Source organism: Sphingobium sp. B2D3A, from assembly GCF_025961795.1.
Lineage (GTDB): Bacteria > Pseudomonadota > Alphaproteobacteria > Sphingomonadales > Sphingomonadaceae > Sphingobium.
The window spans coordinates 115,672-134,695 of sequence record NZ_JAOQOI010000001.1 but is presented as its reverse complement, the minus strand read 5'-3'; the positions used below and the strand labels follow the sequence as shown (position 1 = coordinate 134,695).

At 66.3% G+C, this 19,024-nt stretch carries 17 protein-coding genes; 8 read left to right on the top strand and 9 right to left on the bottom strand.

Annotation, left to right across the window (positions count from 1 at the left end):
- Position 1: 1 nt before the first annotated feature.
- The gene (locus tag M2337_RS00655) at positions 2-484 is read left to right on the top strand and encodes a MarR family winged helix-turn-helix transcriptional regulator (RefSeq protein WP_264571270.1); all 483 of its coding nucleotides are present in this window, start codon (positions 2-4) and stop codon (positions 482-484) included.
- A gap of 17 nt (positions 485-501) precedes the next feature.
- On the opposite strand, the gene M2337_RS00650 is transcribed toward M2337_RS00655, so the two are convergent.
- Entirely contained in the window at positions 502-2,001 is a 1,500-nt protein-coding gene (locus tag M2337_RS00650; protein ID WP_264571269.1) for an ATP-binding protein, read from the bottom strand.
- Between the two features lie 187 nt (positions 2,002-2,188).
- On the opposite strand from M2337_RS00650, the gene M2337_RS00645 reads away from it, so the two are divergent.
- The 3 genes from M2337_RS00645 to M2337_RS00635 are packed head-to-tail and all read left to right on the top strand — an operon-like array spanning position 2,189 to position 5,716.
- Positions 2,189-3,349: a PepSY-associated TM helix domain-containing protein gene (locus M2337_RS00645; RefSeq protein ID WP_264571268.1), complete on the top strand. Its 1,161-nt coding sequence runs from the start codon at positions 2,189-2,191 to the stop codon at positions 3,347-3,349.
- The gene (locus tag M2337_RS00640; protein WP_181560596.1) at positions 3,346-3,525 is read left to right on the top strand and encodes a hypothetical protein; all 180 of its coding nucleotides are present in this window, start codon (positions 3,346-3,348) and stop codon (positions 3,523-3,525) included. Before M2337_RS00645 ends, M2337_RS00640 begins: the two co-directional genes overlap by 4 nt.
- 43 nt (positions 3,526-3,568) lie before the next feature.
- Entirely contained in the window at positions 3,569-5,716 is a 2,148-nt protein-coding gene (locus M2337_RS00635) for a TonB-dependent receptor (RefSeq protein ID WP_264571267.1), read from the top strand.
- Positions 5,717-5,790: 74 nt separating this feature from the next.
- Here the strand turns inward: M2337_RS00635 and M2337_RS00630 are convergent, their stop codons facing one another.
- The 6 genes from M2337_RS00630 to M2337_RS00605 all read right to left on the bottom strand — a co-directional run bounded on the left by M2337_RS00630 (position 5,791) and on the right by M2337_RS00605 (position 11,939).
- Positions 5,791-6,831, bottom strand: a complete 1,041-nt coding sequence (locus M2337_RS00630; protein ID WP_264571266.1) for an amidohydrolase family protein — start codon at positions 6,829-6,831, stop codon at positions 5,791-5,793.
- Positions 6,828-8,099: an MFS transporter gene (locus M2337_RS00625; protein ID WP_264571265.1), complete on the bottom strand. Its 1,272-nt coding sequence runs from the start codon at positions 8,097-8,099 to the stop codon at positions 6,828-6,830. Before M2337_RS00625 ends, M2337_RS00630 begins: the two co-directional genes overlap by 4 nt.
- 125 nt (positions 8,100-8,224) lie before the next feature.
- Positions 8,225-9,418, bottom strand: coding sequence for a glycosyltransferase family 2 protein (locus M2337_RS00620; RefSeq protein WP_264571264.1), 1,194 nt, complete (start codon positions 9,416-9,418; stop codon positions 8,225-8,227).
- A 102-nt stretch (positions 9,419-9,520) separates the two neighbouring features.
- Positions 9,521-10,405, bottom strand: coding sequence for an EpsD family peptidyl-prolyl cis-trans isomerase (locus tag M2337_RS00615; RefSeq protein WP_181560593.1), 885 nt, complete (start codon positions 10,403-10,405; stop codon positions 9,521-9,523).
- A gap of 367 nt (positions 10,406-10,772) precedes the next feature.
- Positions 10,773-11,255: a PRC-barrel domain-containing protein gene (locus tag M2337_RS00610; protein WP_264571263.1), complete on the bottom strand. Its 483-nt coding sequence runs from the start codon at positions 11,253-11,255 to the stop codon at positions 10,773-10,775.
- Between the two features lie 93 nt (positions 11,256-11,348).
- The gene (locus M2337_RS00605) at positions 11,349-11,939 is read right to left on the bottom strand and encodes an anthranilate synthase component II (RefSeq protein WP_264571262.1); all 591 of its coding nucleotides are present in this window, start codon (positions 11,937-11,939) and stop codon (positions 11,349-11,351) included.
- A 73-nt stretch (positions 11,940-12,012) separates the two neighbouring features.
- On the opposite strand from M2337_RS00605, the gene M2337_RS00600 reads away from it, so the two are divergent.
- Positions 12,013-12,519, top strand: a complete 507-nt coding sequence (locus M2337_RS00600; RefSeq protein WP_264571261.1) for an asparaginase — start codon at positions 12,013-12,015, stop codon at positions 12,517-12,519.
- Between the two features lie 119 nt (positions 12,520-12,638).
- Here M2337_RS00600 and M2337_RS00595 read toward each other — a convergent pair whose 3' ends face one another.
- Together M2337_RS00595 and M2337_RS00590 are read right to left on the bottom strand one after the other, a co-directional pair.
- Positions 12,639-14,174 (bottom strand): anthranilate synthase component I family protein, encoded by a 1,536-nt coding sequence (locus M2337_RS00595; protein ID WP_413716211.1) that lies wholly within the window; start codon positions 14,172-14,174, stop codon positions 12,639-12,641.
- 10 nt (positions 14,175-14,184) lie between these two features.
- A complete protein-coding gene (locus M2337_RS00590; RefSeq protein WP_264571259.1) occupies positions 14,185-16,134 on the bottom strand; it encodes a peptidylprolyl isomerase in 1,950 nt (649 codons plus the stop codon).
- 190 nt (positions 16,135-16,324) lie between these two features.
- Here M2337_RS00590 and tpiA point away from each other — a divergent pair, with 190 nt between their 5' ends.
- The 3 genes from tpiA (at position 16,325) to leuB (ending at position 18,992) form a co-directional block, all read left to right on the top strand.
- Entirely contained in the window at positions 16,325-17,074 is a 750-nt protein-coding gene (gene tpiA, locus M2337_RS00585; RefSeq protein WP_181560587.1) for a triose-phosphate isomerase, read from the top strand.
- Between the two features lie 42 nt (positions 17,075-17,116).
- Positions 17,117-17,851, top strand: a complete 735-nt coding sequence (gene recO / locus M2337_RS00580) for a DNA repair protein RecO (RefSeq protein ID WP_264571258.1) — start codon at positions 17,117-17,119, stop codon at positions 17,849-17,851.
- A 97-nt stretch (positions 17,852-17,948) separates the two neighbouring features.
- On the top strand, positions 17,949-18,992 hold the full coding sequence (leuB, locus tag M2337_RS00575) for a 3-isopropylmalate dehydrogenase (RefSeq protein ID WP_264571257.1): 1,044 nt from the start codon (positions 17,949-17,951) through the stop codon (positions 18,990-18,992).
- The last annotated feature ends 32 nt before the right edge of the window (positions 18,993-19,024 follow it).

The window sequence follows — 19,024 nt, the reverse complement described above, 5'->3', positions numbered from 1 at the left end:
TATGAAAGACGGGAAGCGGCCGGAGGAGACCGGCCTGAACTGGGGTGCGCTCGATCAGGCAGTGGGCACAGTCGTTCGGCTGTTACGGAATGAGCTGTCGGTGCGGATCGTGGACGTCTATTCGTCCTTCGGCCTTCGCCACGGCGCCCTCTCTACCATGGCACTGATCGAGGCGAATCCCGATTGCTCCCAATCCGAAATCGCGCGGGAAGTTGCGATGGACGACTCGGCGATGGTGGCGATCATCGACGATCTGGAAGCCCGCGGTCTTGCCCGCCGGATGCGCTCGACGCGGGACCGGCGGCGCAACACGCTGTCGCTCACGCCCGAAGGCCAGCGCCTTGCCGCGCAGATGATCGCCCGCGCCCAGGACGTCGAGCAGCCGATTCATGATGCCTTGTCTGAGGAAGAGGTGAAGACGCTGCAGCAACTGCTGCGCCGGGCCTATGAGGCGATGCAAAAGTCTCCGCCAGCCGCTGCTTAGCGCCATCCTGGCGGCGGTCAGCCTTCAGCGGGGGCGGTGGTCAGTCCGAGTTCGGGAATGCCAACCGAGCGCCGCCCACCGAAGTCGGTCCGCACGACAATGAGGTCACCCTTCTCCAGATAATCCAGCAACCGCCGGATTCGACCTACCGAGCGCGTGCCATAGGCGCGGGCCAGCGCTTCGTCGTCGGGGCAGGGCTGCCCTTTGATTGCGGCGCGGGCGATGAGCAGGAACGGCGCGAGCACATCGTCCTGCACCCGGCTGGAGAGCGCGAGCGCGGCCTGCCAGCGCGGGTCTTCATCCTCCTCGCCACCCGCCACGGCGACCGCGAAGCGCCGGCGAAAGCTGAGCAGATCGATGCCGGGATTGCCGATCCGCTGCATCCGGCAGCGCACCGCGAAATCCTGGAATAGCGCGGCGGTCGAGCGATAGGTGCAGTCTTCTTCCGCAGCCATGTCGGCCAAAACCGCGCGGATCACCGGCTCGCGGGCAGGGCGGTCCGGCGTCTCGGTGGCGGCAGGACTGGCTGTCTCGACGGCCGACTCTTCATCCACAGACAAGGGGCCCTCGGCAGTGGGCGGGTCTTCGCGCTCCAGCCGGGCGCTGTTGTCGACGGCCGGGGGCGGCGCGATCAGCGCGGCGAACAGTTCGGGCTGCTCCTCGCCAGGTTGCGGCGCGAGCAGATCCTCAAGGTCGCTGGTCGGCTCGCCGGGCAGGGGAATGAGGGAATGGGAAGAGGTCCGTGCGCTGGTCTTCACCGCGCCGATCCTCACGGAAACGGGGCGGCGGCTGATCGCCGGGCCGAGCGCGAGGAAGCGCCCGCGCTCCAGGTCGCGGATCTGCTCGGCCTGCCGCCGTTCCATGCCGAGCAGGTCGGCGGCGCGCGCCATGTCGATGTCGAGGAAGGTGCGCCCCATCAGGAAGTTCGAGGCTTCCGCCGCCACATTCTTCGCCAGCTTGGCAAGGCGCTGGGTGGCGATCACGCCGGCGAGGCCGCGCTTGCGGCCTCGGCACATCAGGTTGGTCATCGCCGCGAGCGACATGCGGCGGATATCATCGGCCACTTCGCCGGCGGCGGCTGGGGCGAACATCTGGGCCTCGTCGACCACCACCAAAGCGGGATACCAATGCTCGCGGGGCGCATCGAACAAGGCAGCGATGAACTGAGCGGCGCAGCGCATCTGCGCTTCCAGCTCCAGCTCGTCCAGCGCCAGCACCACGGAGGCGCGGCGCGCCCGGACCTTGGCCGCCAGCGTCTCGATCTCGCCGGGATTATGTGCCGCGCCGTTGATGACAATGTGGCCGAACGGCTCGGCCAGCGTGACGAAATCGCCTTCCGGATCGATCACCACCTGCTGCAGCAGGCCGGCGCTTTCCTCTAGCATCCGGCGCAGCAGATGCGACTTTCCCGACCCGCTATTGCCCTGAACGAGCAGCCGGGTGGCCAGCAGTTCTTCCATGTCCATGGGCACCGGCGCGCCATGCGCATCCGTCCCGATCACGATTGAAGAGGTCACCGCGCCGTCATAGCCATGGACGGCGTGGGGGCAAGGGCTGGTTGGCTGTGCTGTTCGCGCGACAACCCGTCCGCGCCAATCGACGGGGGACTTATGCGCCAAATTGCCGCCGGCTCATGTTGCAATTGCGAGGGCTTCCTATTAAGCGCCCATGCAAATCGCTCGCAATATCAAGGTTTGTGTCTCGTTGAGAACGCGCAGTCTCCGCATCTGGTATCTCGTCCATAAATGGACGAGCCTGATTTGCACGGCGTTCCTGCTGATGCTCTGCCTGACCGGCTTGCCGCTGATTTTCCATGACGAAATCGAGGTGATGACCGGGGAAGCACCGGCGATGCAGGGGGCGGGCTCGTCCGGCGACGGGCCGGGCCTGCAGCCGCTGGATGTCATGCTCGGCAAGGCACTGGCCGCGCGACCGGGCGAGGTGCCGGTGTTCATGGCCTTCGACAATGAGACGCCGATCCTCACGGTCACCACTGCCCCGGCACCGGATTCGCCGGGCAGTGCCATGACCATCCAGCTCTTCAACCGCGTGACCGGGGAGCCGGCGGGGCAAGTGGTCGAGGAGGGCGTGATGCACTTCCTCCTGCAACTCCATACCGACATGTTCCTGGGCTTGCCGGGCATGCTGTTCCTCGGCGCGATGGGCGTGCTCTTCTTCGCCGCCATCGTCTCGGGCGTGGTCCTTTACGCGCCTTTCATGCGCAAGCTGGACTTTGGCACGATCCGGGTCAGCCGCAGCCGCCGGCTCAAATGGCTGGATTACCACAATCTGCTCGGCATCGTGGCGCTGGCCTGGATGAGTGTCGTGGGCCTGACCGGGGTCATCAACGCGCTGGCGACGCCGATCATCAAGGTGTGGCAGATGAACGAACTCGCCGAGATGACCGGCGCTTATGCCGGTCGCCCGGCCTTGCCGCCCGAGCGCTATGGTTCGCTGGACAAGGCCATGGCCGCCGCCCGGCAGGCGTTGCCCGGCAACAATCCCCAATTCATCGCCTTTCCGGGCGGCTCGTACAGCAGCAAGCATCATTATGCGGTGTTCTTCCAGGGTAACACGCCGCTCACCCAGCGCGCCCTCACGCCGGCGCTCATCGATGCTGAGACGGGCGAACTGACCGATGTGCGGCCGATGCCCTGGTACACGCTGGCCTTGCTCTATTCGCAGCCGCTGCACTTTGGCGATTATGGCGGGCTGCCGCTCAAGTTGCTGTGGGCGGCGTTGACGCTGTTCACCATCGTCGTGCTCGGCTCTGGCCTCTACCTCTGGCTCGGCAAGCGTCGCGCCCCGCTGGCGGCCCGTGTGCGGGAGGTCGAGAGCGGCGGCCTTGTGGCGCCAGCCGAATGAGCCGCCGCACGCCGCTCGGCCGCATCTTCGCGATGCCGCTCGCCCTCGCCCTGCTCAGCATCGTCGGTCTGGTCAGCGCGCTGACCGGCGATGGCTGGGCCGACGCTTTGTCCTGGATCGCGCTGGCCGCGCCTCTCGCCGCCACCCTCTGGGCTTTCCGATATCGCCGATCATGAGAACAAGCCGCGCATGCAAGCGCGTTTCAAAGGGAAAAGACGCATGAATTTCCATCGTTCCAGCCAAATGTTGAAAGCTGCGCTGATCGCCTCGGTCGCCGCGGTGGCCATGCCTGCCGCGGCGCAGGAGGCCAGCGAGATCATCGTCACGGCGCAGCGCGAGAATCGCACGCAGGTGAGCCGCGAGGGAAGCGTCGGCGTGCTCGGCAACCAGTCCGCCGAGAATGTGCCGTTCAGCGTGAAGAGCTATAACGCGGCGCTCATCCTCAACCAGCAGCCGCAGACGCTCGGACAGGTGCTGGAGAACGATCCCTCGGTCCGCACGACCTACGGCTTTGGCAACGCGCAGGAAGTGTTCGTCATTCGCGGCTTTACGCTGGCCAGCGACGATGTCGGTTTTGACGGCCTCTATGGCATCGTCCCCCGCCAGCTCGTCGCACCGGAGCTTTACGAGTCGGTACAGGTGCTGAACGGCGCGAGCGCCTTCCTCAATGGCGCTGCGCCCGGTGGCGGCGGCCTTGGCGGCAGCGTCAACCTCGTCCCCAAGCGGGCAACGGCGGACGGCCTGAAGCGCGCGACGCTGAATTATACGTCCAGCGAGCATTTCGGCGGCAGCCTTGATGTCGGCCAGCGCTTTGGCGGCGGTGCGTTCGGCGTGCGGCTGAATGCCGTGGCCCGTCGCGGCGATGTCGCTATCGACGACGAGTTCCGCAGCACCTATCTGGTCGGCGGCGCGTTCGACTATAATTCCGGGCCGCTGCGCATGTCGTTGGATGTGGCCTATCAGCGGATGCATGTGCGCAGCCTGCGGCCCAAGCTGCGTTTCGCTGGCGCCATTCCGGCCGTACCCGCGCCCGACACCAACTATGCCCAGCCATGGACCTACACCACGGCGCGCGACATTTTCGGCATCGCCAAGTTGGAATATGACCTCGCCGACGACGTGCTGTTTTATGCCTCGGCCGGCGCGCGCGACAGCAGCGAGCATGGCATCTACGGCAGCATCGTCTTGGCGGACGCCGTCACCGGCGCTGCGGATTATTCGAGTTCGTACATCCCCCGCACCGATAACAATGAGAGCGTTCAGGCCGGCCTGCGCGCCAAGTTCGGCAATGATGTCGTGAGCAGTCAAGCCAATATCGGCGGCTCGGTGAACTGGCTCACCAATCGTAACGCCTATGCGTTTTATACGTCGAGTGGCACAACGAATATCTACAATCCGGTCGTGCTTCCCCGGTCCTCGACGCTTTCTTTCCCGGTTGGCGGCAATCTTGACGATCCCTTCCCGATCGAGCGCAGTCGTTTGGCGAGCGTGTTCGCATCCAACACGCTTGGTTTCTTGGATGACCGCGTTTTGCTCACCGGCGGCGTTCGCATTCAGGCGATCAAGAGCAGGAGCTATTCTGCGTTCGGCGGCGCTCTCACCTCCACCTATGACGAAAGCGAGCTGACCCCGGTCGCTGGTCTCGTTATCAAGCCGGTGGAGGGCCTGTCGCTCTTCGCCAATCGCATCGAGGGCCTGCAGCGCGGCGCCACCGCGCCGAACGAGGCGACCGTCATCAATCGTGGTGAGGTGCTGGCGCCGTTCAGGTCCACCCAATATGAGTTTGGCGGCAAGCTCAACATCGGCGGCATCGCGGCTTCGCTCGCCTTTTACCAGACCGATAAGCCCAGCGCTTATGCGATCCCCGATCCGGAAGGGTCGGGCCTGCTGCGCTACGGCGCCTATGGCAAGCAGCGCAATCGGGGCATCGAGGTCTCACTGGATGGCGAACTGACGAAGGGCCTGTACCTCATCGCCGGTGCCTCGGTGAATGAAGCCAAGTTCCGCGAGACGCTGAATGGCGTCAATGAAGGCAACAGCGTGCCGGGCATTCCGGACTATCTCGTGAACGCCGGACTCGAGTGGGACACCGCATTTGTCCCCGGCCTCACGCTCACCGGGCGCGTCGTCCACACCGGCAAGCAGATGGCAGACAATGCCAACACCCTGCGCCTGCCAGAATGGACGCGCGTCGATCTTGGCGCGCGCTATGTCGCGGTGTTGGGTTCGCAGCCGGTCACCTTCCGCTTCAACGTCGATAATGTCGCCAATGAGCGGTACTGGGCTTCCGCCTTCGATGCGTTCAGCCCCCAACTCCTGCAGGGCGCGCCGCGCACCTACAAAGCGTCGCTCTCGGTCGACTTCTGATCGGATTGAAAGATGCAAAAAAGGGCCAGACGTCGATGACGCCCGGCCCTTTTTTCTGCGCTCAATGAGCGCCGTCAGTCGGTGAGCGGCGCGATGTGGAAGATGCGCTCGGCATTGCCGTGGTACAGCGCGTGGCGCTCCGCCTCCGTCACCGGCGCCGCATCCATGAAATCCACCGCCGGTTGCTGCGGCTGATAGGGGTAATCGATCGCCCAGAGCACATTGTCGATGCCGAGCTTGTCGATGGTGTAGCGCAGTGCCAGCGGGTCTTCGACGCCGCTCGTCGTCACCACGAAATTCTGCTGGAAATATTCCGCGATGCTCAGTTTCGTCTTCGGCGCGCGGCTGATCTTCTGGGCGCGGGTGTTCATGAAATTGATGCGCCAGATCCAGAAGGGAATCGCCTCGCCCATATGGCCGATGCAGATCTTGAGCTTGGGGAAGGCATCGAACACGCCGCTGGCCATCATCCGCACGACATGCGTGCCGACCTCGACGCCATAGCCCCACATGGCGCTGTCCATGCCGTAATCCTGCAAAGGCCCCTTCAGCGTGTCGGAGGCAGCGCGGGGGTGGATGTAAATGCAGGCGTCGAGCGCTTCGGCGGCTTCGAGGCAGGGCCAATATTTGGGATCGTCCAGATATTCGCCATGGGTGTGGCTGTTGAGGATGAAGCCGTTGAGCTTGAGGTCGTTGATCGCTCGCTCCATTTCCTTTGCCGCGCGCTTCGGGCTGTGGGGGGCAAAACTGGCCAGGCCGGCGAAGCGGTCGGGACGCTTGCGGCAGATCTCGGCCAGCCGGTCATTGGCGAGCGCGGCCAGATCGGTCGCCGTGTCGGCATCGAACATCTGCACGCCCGGCGCGGTGAGCGAGAGCAGGTGCATGTCCACGCCCAGCGCGTCCATCTCCGGCAGGCGCTTTTCCTCGATATCGAGCAGGCCATCGAGGAAGTTCATCGCGGCATAGCCGGTCGCATTTTCTGGCGGATCGTAGATGCCACCGACGAGCAGCTTGTCGAGGCTTTGCGATGGCCCGCGCGTCACATCCCGCAGGGCATGAGCGACCTCGGGGATCGACCAGGCTTCTTCGGTGGCGATCTTGCGCATCTTCGTCATCGGGCAGTCTCCATGATGGGGGCGGAAAGGGGAGCCGGGCTGTCCTGAGCGCTGGTCTCGGGGGCGGCAGGCCCGGTCCGGCGGGCGAGCCAGAGCGCCAGCGCGGCAGCTATCACCAGCGGGATGACCGGCAGGATGAAGAAGGTGCGTGGCGCCGAGAGGCCGAGCAGCACCGCGAGTGAGCCGACCAGCGGCCCGGCGATCGAGCCAACGCGCCCCATGCCGAGCGCCCAGCCAAGGCCGGAGGCGCGCATGGTCGCGGGGTAGGTGGCGCCGCATGAGCCATTGAGGCCATTCTGCGTGCCAGTGCTGAACAGGCCGACCAGCACGAGCAACACGGTGAGGCCGACAATGCCCCAATCATGCACCGTGATGATCGCCAGGGTAAGCGCGCCAAGCCCTGCGAACAGCGCCACGACCGACCAGTTGCGGCGCACCAGCAGTAGGCTGGCGACCACACCGCCGACCACGCCGCCGGCATGGGTGCCGGTGGCGATCCACGAGGCGGTGGTCGTCGAATAGCCCTGATCCTTGACCAGCAGGGGCACCCAGCCGCTCACCAGATAGACGACCATCAGCACCAGCGCGAAGATGATCCAGATCGCGATCGTGCGGGCGCGCTGAGCAGGGGAAAGAATGGCCGAAAGCCCGCGCTCGCCCGGTGCAGGGTGCTGTGCGCGGTTGAGCACCGGGCTTTCCGGCAGTCCGATCCAGAGCAGCGCCGCAATTGCGATGGGCAGGAGACCGCCGAGGATGAACAGGCTCTGCCAGCCATAAGGCGCAAGCAGCTTGGCGGCAGCGATGCCGGCAAGCACCCCGCCAAAGGTGATGCCGATGCCGACCAGCGCCGTCGCCCGCGCGAGATATTTGCGTGGCGCCAGTTCGCCGGCCAGCGCCAACGCATTGGGCAGCACGGCGCCAAGGCCGATCCCGATGAGAAAGCGCAGCACGATGAGTTGCGTGAGGTTCGTCGCCAGCGCGCCCACCAGCGACATGATGCCATAGCCGATGCAGCAACTGATCAGGATCGTCCGGCGGCCCAGCCGGTCGCCCTGCGGCCCGATGAACACGGCGCCGATCAGCACGCCGAACAGGCTGGCGGAGAGCAGCGGTCCGATCTCGGCGCGGCCTACGCCAAAATCTTCCAGAATGGAGGGCGCGGCGAAATTGGCGGCCTGCAGGTCGAAGCCTTCGACCATCAGCGCGATGAGGATCAGCAGGAACCCGCCCCAGCCGCGCGCGCTCGTCGCTTCGCTCGTCCCCGTCATGCCCTCTCCTTCACCCGCTGGCGCCCTGCCATCATAGCGCGCTTTGCGGCGGCCAATGCAAGTTGAAAGATCATCAATGCGAGGCTGTTGAGCGGTTCAGGGCACCGGTTTGGCGCCCCGCTTCATCACTCGCCCTTGCGGCGCGTGCGCACCCATTCTGTCTCGCGCTTCTTGACCAGTCGTAGATAGACGGGGATTTTCCATAGAATGTAGAGCGGGATGCGCGCCAGCGTTGCGGCCGAGACCGTGTCGCGCCCATCGCGCATCCAGGCGAAGGCCAGCAGCAGCGCGACCAGTGCGAGCAACCCCGCCAGCGTAGCAGGCGCGGCAGTGGTGGCGCCCAGCAGCGCGAGCCCGGCGCTCACCACAAGCGCGATCAGGCTCAGGCTCATCAACAGGGCCAGCGGCGGCACGAGCAGGCTCAGGCCGAACCAGGCGAGGCTGGGCTTGGCCTTGGCAATGCCTTCAAGAACGACCGGTGCGCCTTGCTGCAAGGCGGTCTGGATATAGCCATGCTCCCAGCGCGCCCGCTGTGTGAGCGTGTCGCTCTGGCTCGCAGGGTCGCTCCAGGTCGTCGCGCCCTCCAGATAGCGGGGCGCTGCGCCCGCTCGCGCGAAATGGAGGCCGAGCACAAGGTCTTCGACCAGGTGGCTCGTCGCCAGCGGCGCCGACTCGATCAATGCCCAGGGGAAGGCCATGCCGGTGCCGCCGAGAATGGCGGGCGATCCCAGAACAGAGGCGCCGCGCTGGCGGACGCGATTCTTGATGAGCATCGCAAAGTTGGAAATCTGCGTCATCGCGCCGTCCTCGGCGGCTGAGCGGAGCAGGTAGCAGCTCTGCACCGGGCGCTGGCGGACGCAGGTCGCGTCGATCAGCGCGCGCAGAGACGCTCCGTCGATTTCGCAGTCGGCGTCCAGCACCACAATACAATCCGGCGGCGGGGCGTCGGTCGAGGCCTTGATCCAGTCCCGCCCGAAGGCCAGCGCATGGCCCTTGCCGCGCTGGCTGGGGTCATTGCGCTCGATAACCTGTGCCCCAGCCGCGCGCGCGGCGGCGGCGGTGTCGTCCGTGCAATTGTCGGCAATGACGATGAGGCGGATATGCACATCCAGCGCCGGCTGGAGCAGCGCGATGGTACGGGCAATGCCGGCGGCCTCATTATGGGCGGGCATGAGGATGATGGCGCTGTGGGGGGCGGCAGTGCGCGGCCTTGCCGGGCGGCCGGCGATCAGGCCCAGGGCCAGCTCCACGGCCAGCACGGCCAGCAGGAGCACGGGTATGGCAATGATGAGCCAAGCCAGAGAGTCGAGGGTCATCATGCCTTCATTCCCGCGTCTGGCGACTGGCGCGTCGACGCTTCGAGGGGGTGGAGAGGAGGCTGGTGCCTCCTCCCCTCATATCGTGCGGAAAACGCCTCGCCGTTACTTGGCGGCGGGCGCCGCGGCGTTGCCGGCTGCGGGCAGGGCGCCGGCGGCCTTGGCATCGTCCTTGGGTGCATAGCCCGGCTGATACTCGATCTTGGCCTTGGCCTTGGCTTCCTTCAGGCGCGATTCGCCGATCTTGTTCAGCTCCTCGTTGCGCATGGCCTGCGCGGCGATCTGGCGGGCCTGCTCCTGCGGAACCGGGGTCGCTTCGCTGCCGGTGATCACGCTCACGACCAGCTTGCCATTGGCCGGCACGATGAACGGCTCGCCCGGGGGCAGCGCCTCGATGCGGGCCAGCATTTGCGGATCGATCACGGCGGTGTCGAGCGAGCCACGGCCACGCTCGAAGGCGATGCCCATGGCGGTCAGGCGGGATGCGACCTCATCGAGCGTCTTGGCGGTTTCCAGCTCCTTGAGGCCATCCGGCTTGGACGGCGGATCCATCTGCAGCTGCTCGAGGGCGAAGCGCTTGCGCTGCGCGAAGGCGTTGGGGCGCTCGCTGATATATTTGTCGATGGCGGCGTTATCCGGCACCTTGACCGTGTCCATCGTCTTGCGGCCGTACAGGTTGACGAGCAGCTGCTCGCGCATCCGGCGCTCCTGCGTCAGATATTCAGGGTCGCGGTCCAGCCCGGCTTCCTTGGCGGCCTGAACCAGCAGCCGGCGGTCGACCATGCGCTGCAGCACGCGGCTGCGCACCATGTCCTTGTCGGCGCTGGCAGGGACGTTGAGATCGGCGATCTCGGCGTTCAGTTCGGTCAGGGTGATTTCCTCACCATTGACCACGGCCACGACCTGACCTTCGGCTTTTTTCTCGCAGCCGGCGATCGTGAGGGAAAGGGAAGCGAGCGCAACGAGCGAGACGTTCCTCAGCAGTGACATCCATAGTCTCCAGAACAAGCGTGAAGTGGTAAAAATCGGTTCTCGGTTGAAGGCCCGGCGATCCCCCGATCGAGCCTGTCATCCTAGAAAGCGGTGGGCGAGGCAAGATGCCTACAAATCATTACATGTGCAGCGGGAAGATTGCGGCCAGTATATGCCCGGCCATCGGCTGCCTGAACATCCCCCTCATCTTGTCGAGCAACATGGATCGGATTGTCGTACTTTGTGGCACCTATTAACTCGCCGCTGGAGCGTGAACAAGCGGCAACCATGGCAGCCGCACCGGGATCGGACAGGGGCGTCCTATCAGCCCGGCGTTAATATTAGGTGGATTGTCGCGGGCGCCAGACCTGGCCGGCGCTTGCCCTCAACGGACGTTGGCTGCTCCGTGAGACGGCGCCGAACCGGCGGTGGCAGCTGCGGGCTGGCCGGTCGGCGGGTCAGGATTGGCCTTGGGCAGCGCGGCGATCTGTGCCGGGGTGAGGCTCGTGACGATCGTCCAGTCATCGCCCTCGCGCAGGGGCGCAAGACCATCGAGGGGGAGATAGACATGCTGCTCGGGCCCGCTGCCTTCGACCGCGATCACCAGCCCTTCGACAGCACCGCCGGGACCGCGCTTCAGGGCGATCACATCGCCCAGCTCCGTGCCGTCGGTATCAACCAGTTCGGCATCGAGCAGTTCGCGTTCGGTCAGATTCAGTGCTGCCTTGCCCTTGGCGGCCTGAGAGCCGGGGTGGGCGATCAGCTGGACGGCAGGCTCATCGGGATGCTGATTGGCCGCGTCATCGCGACCGCTGCAGGCCGCTAGTAGAAGGGCCAAGGCGAGCGCGGCCGCAGGGTCGATTTTCACCTATGTTCTCCACTGTTGCGGCGCATTCGCATGATGGCCGACCAACGTGGGAGATAAATGGGCGTTCCCTCAAACGGGACGAACGGTTTCGGGTCAGGCCGTTGCGCGCGCGGTCACTGGCATTCCGGCGAGGCGCATGAAATTGGCCAGCATCGCGTGGCCGTGCTCGGTCGCGATACTCTCGGGATGGAACTGCACGCTGTGGATGGGCAGGCTCGCGTGGCGGAATGCCATCACCGATCCATCTTTACTGGTGGCATTGACCAGCAGGCAATCGGGAATGTCCTCGACGATCAGCGAGTGATAACGCGTGGCCGTGAAGGGCGAGGGCAGGCCTTCGAAAAGCCCGGTGCCGTCGTGCGTGACCGGGGATGTCTTGCCGTGCATCAGGCCGCCACGCACCACCTTGCCGCCGAAATGCTGGCCGATCGTCTGATGGCCCAGGCACACGCCGAGCAAGGGCTTGCCGGCATCGGCGCAGGCCGCGACGAGATCGAGGCTGATCCCGGCTTCATTGGGCGTGCAGGGCCCGGGCGAAAGCAGAAAGGCTTCCGCACCGGAGGACATCGCCTGTCCGGCCGACATGGCATCGTTGCGCACCACCTCGACCTGAGCGCCCAGCTCCATCAGATAATGGACGAGATTCCAGGTGAAGCTGTCATAATTGTCGATGACGAGGATCATGGCCGGCTTCTACGGGCCGGCGCTCCACCGCGCAAGCGGGACAAGGCCGCACCGACCGGTTATAAGCGCGGGCATGACCCAGCAAGACCCGCGCATCCATGTGCTCACCACCGGCGGCACCATCGACAAGCTCTATTTCGATGCGCTGAGCGAATATCAGATCGGCGAGTCGATCCTCGCGCGCCTGCTGGAGATCGCGCGGGTGAAGCTGCCGGTCGAGATCGAGGAAGTGGTCCGCAAGGACAGTCTGGAGCTGACCGCCGATGATCGCGCGCTGATCGCGGCGCGGGTTGCGGCCTCGCCCGCCGAGCGCATCGTCATCACCCACGGCACGGATACGATGACGGACACGGCCGCCGCGCTGGCGGGCATTCCCGGCAAGACCATCGTGCTGGTCGGCGCGCTGGCCCCGGCGCGCTTCTCGGAGAGCGACGCCACCTTCAATCTCGGCATGGCCTTCGCAACGGCGCAGATCGCCCCGCCGGGCGTTTACATCACCATGAATGGCACGGTGTTCCGTGCGGATCAGGTGGTGAAGGATCGTGCCAAGGGGGCCTTTGTAGCGCGGTCAAAGGGCTGATCGGGGTATTTGAGAACTATCGTGTCCCTGCGAAGGCAGGGACCCAGGGCGCGACGGACGACGCTACCCGCCCTGGGCTCCTGCCTTCGCAGGAGCACAGCATTGCTGAGAACAGGCTATTACTGCCCGAAGCGGCCGTCCTGCGCGACCTTCACGGCTTCCCGCGCGGCCGCAAACAGGGCGCCGGCCTTGTGCTCGCATTCGCGCTGTTCATAGGCCGGCTCGGAATCCGCGACGATGCCGGCGCCCGCCTGCGCGTGCAGCACGCCGTCCTTCACCAGCGCGGTGCGCAGAACGATGCAGCTATCCATGTTCCCGTCCGGCGAGAAATAGCCGACGCCGCCGGCATAAGGCCCGCGCGTTTCCGGCTCCAGTTCTGCGATGATCTCGCAGGCGCGCACCTTGGGCGCACCGGAGACCGTGCCGGCCGGGAAGCCCGCAAACAGCGCATCGAGCGGATCGTGCTTCGGGTCGAGCTTGCCGACGACATTGGAGACGATGTGCATCACATGGCTGTAGAATTCGATGGTGTAGCTGTCCGTCACCTTCACTGATCCGGCGCTGGCAACCCGGCCGACATCGTTGCGGCCCAGGTCGAGCAGCATCAGATGCTCGGCGCGCTCCTTGGGATCGGCGAGCAGCGAATCGCGATTCTCGGCATCCTCGCTGGCCGTCTTGCCGCGCGGTCGGGTGCCCGCGATGGGCCGGATCGTCACTTCCCGATCGCGCACACGGACCAGAATCTCCGGGCTGGAGCCGGTGAGCGCGAAGCCGGGCAGATCGAGATGGTAGAGGAAGGGCGAGGGATTGATCCGCCGCAGCGCCCTGTAGAGGTCGATGGGCGGAAGCGGGAAGGGCGTGGTGAAGCGCTGCGCCAGCACGACCTGAAAGATGTCGCCCGCGACGATATAGTCCTTGGCCTTACTAACCATGTCCGCATAGGCGCCCGGCTCCATCACCGGCGTCGGCGTGATCGCGTCCAGATCGATGGCGGGGGCCTGACTGGTCTGCGCGGCGAGCGGCCGGGCGAGCTGCGCCGCGACATCCTCGATGCGCCCCACAGCCGTATCGATCAGCGCGTCGATGGCGGCCTCGCCGGTGCCGAGCCGGTCGGCCCAGGTCGGCGCGACGATGTAGAGCGCATCGGCCAGCCGATCGAACACCAGTACCACCGTCGGGCGCACAAACAGCATGTCTGGCGTGCCGAGGCCATTGTCGGCGGGACGCGGCAGCTTTTCGACCAGGCTGAAGGTCTCATAAGCGAAATAGCCGACGAGGCAGGCGAGCGCAGCCGGCAGCGCCGGGTCGACATCCGCACGGCATTCCGCCACCAGATCGCGCAACGCGGCGAGGGGATCGCTCTCCAGCGGCGTGAAGGCGGTCCGGTCGGTCCGCCAGTCGCGGTTGATCTCGGCGCTGCGCCCAGTGGCGCGAAACACGAGGTCCGGCGCGATGCCGATCAGGCTGTAGCGCCCGCGTACTGCGCCACCCTCCACCGACTCGAGAATGAAGTCGCCCCGTTCCGGCTCGATCAGCTTGAGTGCAGCGGAGACCGGCGTTTCTGTATCCGCGATCAGCCGCGCCCACACGAGCGCGGAGCGCCCGGCGGAGAGGGCCGCGCGTGCGGCGTCGATGCTGTCCTGCGCGATGGTCAACGGGTCCGCCTTATTCCGCGCTGCCGCCATAGGCGCGGCGCAGTTCCTGCTCCACAGCCGCCATGGCGGCCTCGCTGCGCTTGACGCCCAGCTCCTGCTGAATCGCCGTGACGAACTGCTGCGCATATTCCCCGCCCAGCACATTGCTGAGGCCCGCTGCGGTGGATTGCATCAGCTGCGGCACCTGCGTGGGATCATTCTGCGTGATCTTGTCCAGCCGCACGACGATGAAGCCCTGATTATTCTCCAGCGGCACCATCTGCGTTCCGCCCTGGCGGATGCTGAACAGCGCCTTGAGCGGCGGCGGGATCTGGCCGCCCTGCTGGTTGATGTCGGCGCGGCGCGCAGAGAGCGGCTGGCGCGGCGCGTCGGCGATGCCGAGCTTGGCGAGCAGCGGCCCCGGTTCGGCGCCCTTGCCCAACTGCGCCGCGAGCTGCGTGGCGATTTCACGCGCCTTGCCAACGCCCTGCGCCAGCTTCCAGGCCGCTTCCACGGCCGGCTTCACCTGCGCGAAGGGCGGCGGGCCGGCGGGCACCACTTCGGCCACGGTCAGCAGCGCGGCTTCCTCGTCGGGCTTCACCGGCACGATCTGCGCATCGTCATCCTGGCGCGCGGCAAAGCCGCCTTCGAGCAGCGCCTGCAGCGTCGCGTCGGGCTTGAACGCCGGATCGCGCAGCGACTGGCCGTTGCGCACGATCAGCGGCGTCTCGACGATGGTGAGGTTGTGCTCCTTGGCGATGTCGGTCAGCGTCGCGCCGGCGCCCAGGCGGCCATCCATATCGTTCAGGAATTCGCTGAAGAGCTGGCGCTCCTTGATCTGGCGCACTTCGGCGGACAGTTCCTCGCGCGCTTCGGCCAGCGTCTTGCCCGGCACGTCACGCTGGGCTTCCACGCGCAACACTGCCCAGCCGGCGGGCGAGCGGACCGGACCGACGATACTGCCCTGCGCGGCGGCGAAGCCGGCGTTGGCGATCTCCGCATTCATCTGCGTGGCGAGCTGCTTCTCGTCCACGCCGTCGACGCGCGAGGCTGCGAGGCCGAGGCTCTTGGCGACATCCTGCAGCGACTGGCCGGCCTTCGCCTTGGCGGCGGCATCCTTGGCGAGCGCTTCCGTCGCGAGGATCAGCTGGCTGAAATCGCGCGTCTTGCGGCCGGCGAACTGGCTCTGGCGGCTCTTGTAGAGATCGGCGATTTCCGCGTCGGTCGGCGTCGCCTGGGGCTCGAAGCGGGCGAGATTGACCAGCGCGTAGCGCAGCTGGCGCTGCTCGGGAATCGCGAACTGGCTGCCATGCTGCTTGTAATAATCCTGCAGCTGCGCCTCCGTGGGCGCGGTCTGCGGCGCGAACCTGGCGGCGGAAATCGCGAACATCTCGCCGGCGCGTTCCTCGATCAGCATCGCGGCATAAGGCGGCACCATGCTGGCCGGCGCCTTGGTGCCCACGCCCACCGGCTGGAGCAGCTGCTGCTGGATGATCTGCGCGGCAATATCGTCCCGCAGATCCTGCTCGGAGACGCGCTGCTGGGCGAGCATCTGGCGGAACACCGTCTCGCTGAAATTGCCGGTCGCGTCCGTGAAGGCGGAATTGCGGGCGATCTCCGCATCGATGAGCGCCTTGCTCACCCGCATCCCGTGTTTCTCGCCATAGGCAATCAGCGCGCGCGAGGAGATCAGCTCGTCGGCCACGCGCTTAAGGCCGCCTTGGGCCAAGAACTGGTCGATGGTCAGCGCGGGATTTTCCTGCCGCTGCCGCTCGAACACCATCTGCGTGCGGCTCTGCAACTCGGCGACGGTCAGCGGGCGGTCGCCGATCTTGGCGACTTCCGTCTTGGAGCTGCCGCCGAAACTGACGTTGTTGCCAGTGAGATCGCCCGCGATGAAGGCAAAGGCGATGATCGCGAGAAATCCGATTGCGAACACGCCGCCAAATTTCGAACCGAGAAGACGACGGAAAATCTGCATGGGGTCTTTGTCCAGAAAGGCGGCGAAAGGCTGGGGGCTGCTTTAGGGCGGGCGTCCGACGGCATCAAGCCTTTGCGCGCTCGGCTGTCCATGGGGCTTCCGCAGCCATGCGGTGCCGGCTGGACAAAGCCGTTCTGCCCGTTCATCCGGGCCGCCAGATCATTGATCACCTGTGCAGGAGAGTGAAGCTATGACCGTCCGCCGCAAATTCGTCGCCGGCAACTGGAAGATGAACGGCCTCAAGGGGCAGCTTGGCGAGGTATCCGCCATTGCCGAGCTTGCCGCCGCCCGCAACGATATCGATGTGGCGCTCTATCTCCCGGCCACGCTCATCGCGCCCGCCGCGCCGCTTGGCGGCGCCGTGCTCATTGGCGCGCAGGATTGCCATCAGGCGGAGGCCGGGGCCTATACCGGCAATCTCTCGGCCGCCATGCTGGCCGAAGCTGGCGCGCGCGGCACGCTGGTCGGCCATAGCGAGCGCCGGCAATATCAGCGTGAGAGCAATGCCGATGTCGCCGCCAAGGCGCTCGCCGCGCACAAGGGCGGTCTCTCGGTGGTGCTGTGCGTGGGTGAGACGCTCGATACGCGCGAGCAGGGCGACGATGTGGCGCACGCCTTCGTGGCCGATCAGCTTGTCGCTTCGCTGCCCGAGGGCGCCGATCCGCAATGGCTGACCATCGCCTATGAGCCGGTCTGGGCGATCGGCACCGGCAAGGTCGCCACCCCGCCGCAGATCGCGGCCATGCACGCCGCGCTGCGCGCCGCGCTCGTGAAGGCGCTGGGTGCGGAGGCCGGCAATGCCATGCGCATCCTCTATGGCGGCTCGGTGAGCGGCGACAATGCGGCGGACATCCTCCACACCGACAATGTCGACGGCGCGCTGGTCGGCGGGGCCAGCCTCACCGCCGCCAAATTCGGGCCGATCATCGCTGCAGCCTGATCGGCATCGCTAAACCGGTCGCGAGCCGGTAGATAAGCGCCCATGTCCACGCTCGCCGCCACTGCCATCGTCTGCGCCGTTCGGGCGCATGGCGAGCATGGCGCGATCGTGCGGGCGCTCACGGCGGATGCGGGGCTGGTCGCGGGCTATGTGCAGGGCGGCCGCTCGAGCCGGATGCGCCCAGTGCTGCTGCCCGGCAATATCGTGCGCGGCACCTTCCGCGCCCGCACCGCCGATCAGCTCGCCAGCCTCTCGGTCGAGCTGGAGCATAGCCGGGGGCCGCTACTCGCCGAGCCGCTGCCCGCCGCCGCCATCGATTGGGCCTGCGCCTTCACGGCGGTGACCTTGCCGGAAGGCCATCCCTACCCCGCGCTCTATGCCGCGCTGGGCGCGGTGCTCGATGCGGTGGAAGCCGCACCCGCCGCGCGTGGCTGGGCCGTGGCGCTGGTGCGCTACGAGCTGCTGCTGCTCGCCGAGCTGGGCTTCGGACTCGATCTGGCGGAATGCGCCGTCACCGGCGCGCGCGAGGGGCTGGCCTATGTCAGCCCGCGCACCGGGCGCGCGGTGACGGCAGCGGCGGCCGGTACACGCCGCGACCGGTTGCTGCCCTTGCCCGCCTTCCTCACCGAGGGCGGCGAAGCCGGCTGGCCGGATATTCTCGCCGGATTTGACCTGACCGGCCATTTCCTCGCCCAGTCGCTGTTCGATCCACGCTGGTCTGACGTGCTGGCCGCGCGCGAGCGGCTGATCGAACGGCTCAAAAGAGCGGTTGCGTGACCCGGCCTGCTTGAGGCAATGGCTCAGCCCACATCCTCAGGGCTGGCGCGCCTGTCTCGCAGCCACCGCCCGTCTTCAGATTGAGAAAGGCAAACCCATGCTCGTTGCGATCCTGCCCGGAGACGGCATCGGCCCGGAAGTCACCGCGCAGGCCAAGCGCGTGCTCGATGCGCTGGCGATCCCCGGCCTGACCTATGAGGAAGCGCCGGTCGGCGGCGCGGCCTATAAGGCGGAGGGTCATCCGCTGCCGCCCGCTACGCTCGATCTGGCAAAGCGCGCGGACGCGATCCTGTTCGGCGCGGTGGGCGATCCCGATTGCGATTCGCTCGAACGCGCCCTGCGGCCCGAGCAGGCCATTCTCGGCCTGCGCAAGGAGCTGACGCTCTTCTCCAACCTGCGCCCTGCGAAGATGTTCGCGGAGCTGGCCGATGCCTCCACGCTGCGCAAGGAAGTCGCCGAGAAGATCGACCTGCTGATCGTCCGCGAACTGAATGGCGACGTCTATTTCGGCGAGAAGGGCATTCGCAAGACCGCCGACGGCCTGCGCGAAGGCTATGATATCATGTCCTATGACGAGGCCGAGGTGCGCCGCATCGCCCACAGCGCCTTCCGTGCCGCGCAGGCGCGCAGGGGCAAGCTCTGCTCGGTGGACAAGGCCAATGTGCTGGAAACCAGCCAGCTCTGGCGCGACGTGGTGATCGAGGTTGCCGCCGACTATCCCGATGTCGAATTGTCGCACATGTATGTCGACAATGCCGCCATGCAGCTCGTGCGCAATCCGGGGCAGTTCGATGTGATCGTGACCGGCAATCTGTTCGGCGACATTCTCTCCGATCAGGCGAGCATGTGCGTCGGCTCCATCGGCATGCTGGCCTCTGCCTCGCTCGATGCCAACGGCAAGGGGCTGTACGAGCCGATCCACGGCTCCGCGCCGGATATTGCCGGGCAGGGCAAGGCCAATCCGCTGGCGACGATCCTCTCCGCCGCGATGATGCTGCGCTTCTCGCTCGATCAGGCACAGGCGGCCGATCGCATCGAGGCCGCTGTGGCCAAGGCGCTGGCCGGTGGTGCCCGCACTGCCGACCTCGGCGGCACGATGAGCACGTCTGCCATGGGCGATGCCGTGCTCGCGGCGCTCTGACGCCATTGGATTGACCGGCCCCTGACAGGGTC

Bases quoted from the DNA above. Each gene is read 5' to 3' on its own strand.
- M2337_RS00655 (WP_264571270.1), top strand. From the start codon at position 2: ATGAAAGACGGGAAGCGGCCGGAGGAGACCGGCCTGAACTGGGGTGCG.
- M2337_RS00640 (WP_181560596.1), top strand. From the start codon at position 3,346: ATGAGCCGCCGCACGCCGCTCGGCCGCATCTTCGCGATGCCGCTCGCC.
- M2337_RS00635 (WP_264571267.1), top strand. From the start codon at position 3,569: ATGAATTTCCATCGTTCCAGCCAAATGTTGAAAGCTGCGCTGATCGCC.
- M2337_RS00630 (WP_264571266.1), bottom strand. From the start codon at position 6,831: ATGACGAAGATGCGCAAGATCGCCACCGAAGAAGCCTGGTCGATCCCC.
- M2337_RS00625 (WP_264571265.1), bottom strand. From the start codon at position 8,099: ATGACGGGGACGAGCGAAGCGACGAGCGCGCGCGGCTGGGGCGGGTTC.
- M2337_RS00620 (WP_264571264.1), bottom strand. From the start codon at position 9,418: ATGATGACCCTCGACTCTCTGGCTTGGCTCATCATTGCCATACCCGTG.
- M2337_RS00615 (WP_181560593.1), bottom strand. From the start codon at position 10,405: ATGTCACTGCTGAGGAACGTCTCGCTCGTTGCGCTCGCTTCCCTTTCC.
- M2337_RS00605 (WP_264571262.1), bottom strand. From the start codon at position 11,939: ATGATCCTCGTCATCGACAATTATGACAGCTTCACCTGGAATCTCGTC.
- M2337_RS00600 (WP_264571261.1), top strand. From the start codon at position 12,013: ATGACCCAGCAAGACCCGCGCATCCATGTGCTCACCACCGGCGGCACC.
- M2337_RS00590 (WP_264571259.1), bottom strand. From the start codon at position 16,134: ATGCAGATTTTCCGTCGTCTTCTCGGTTCGAAATTTGGCGGCGTGTTC.
- tpiA (WP_181560587.1), top strand. From the start codon at position 16,325: ATGACCGTCCGCCGCAAATTCGTCGCCGGCAACTGGAAGATGAACGGC.
- recO (WP_264571258.1), top strand. From the start codon at position 17,117: ATGTCCACGCTCGCCGCCACTGCCATCGTCTGCGCCGTTCGGGCGCAT.
- leuB (WP_264571257.1), top strand. From the start codon at position 17,949: ATGCTCGTTGCGATCCTGCCCGGAGACGGCATCGGCCCGGAAGTCACC.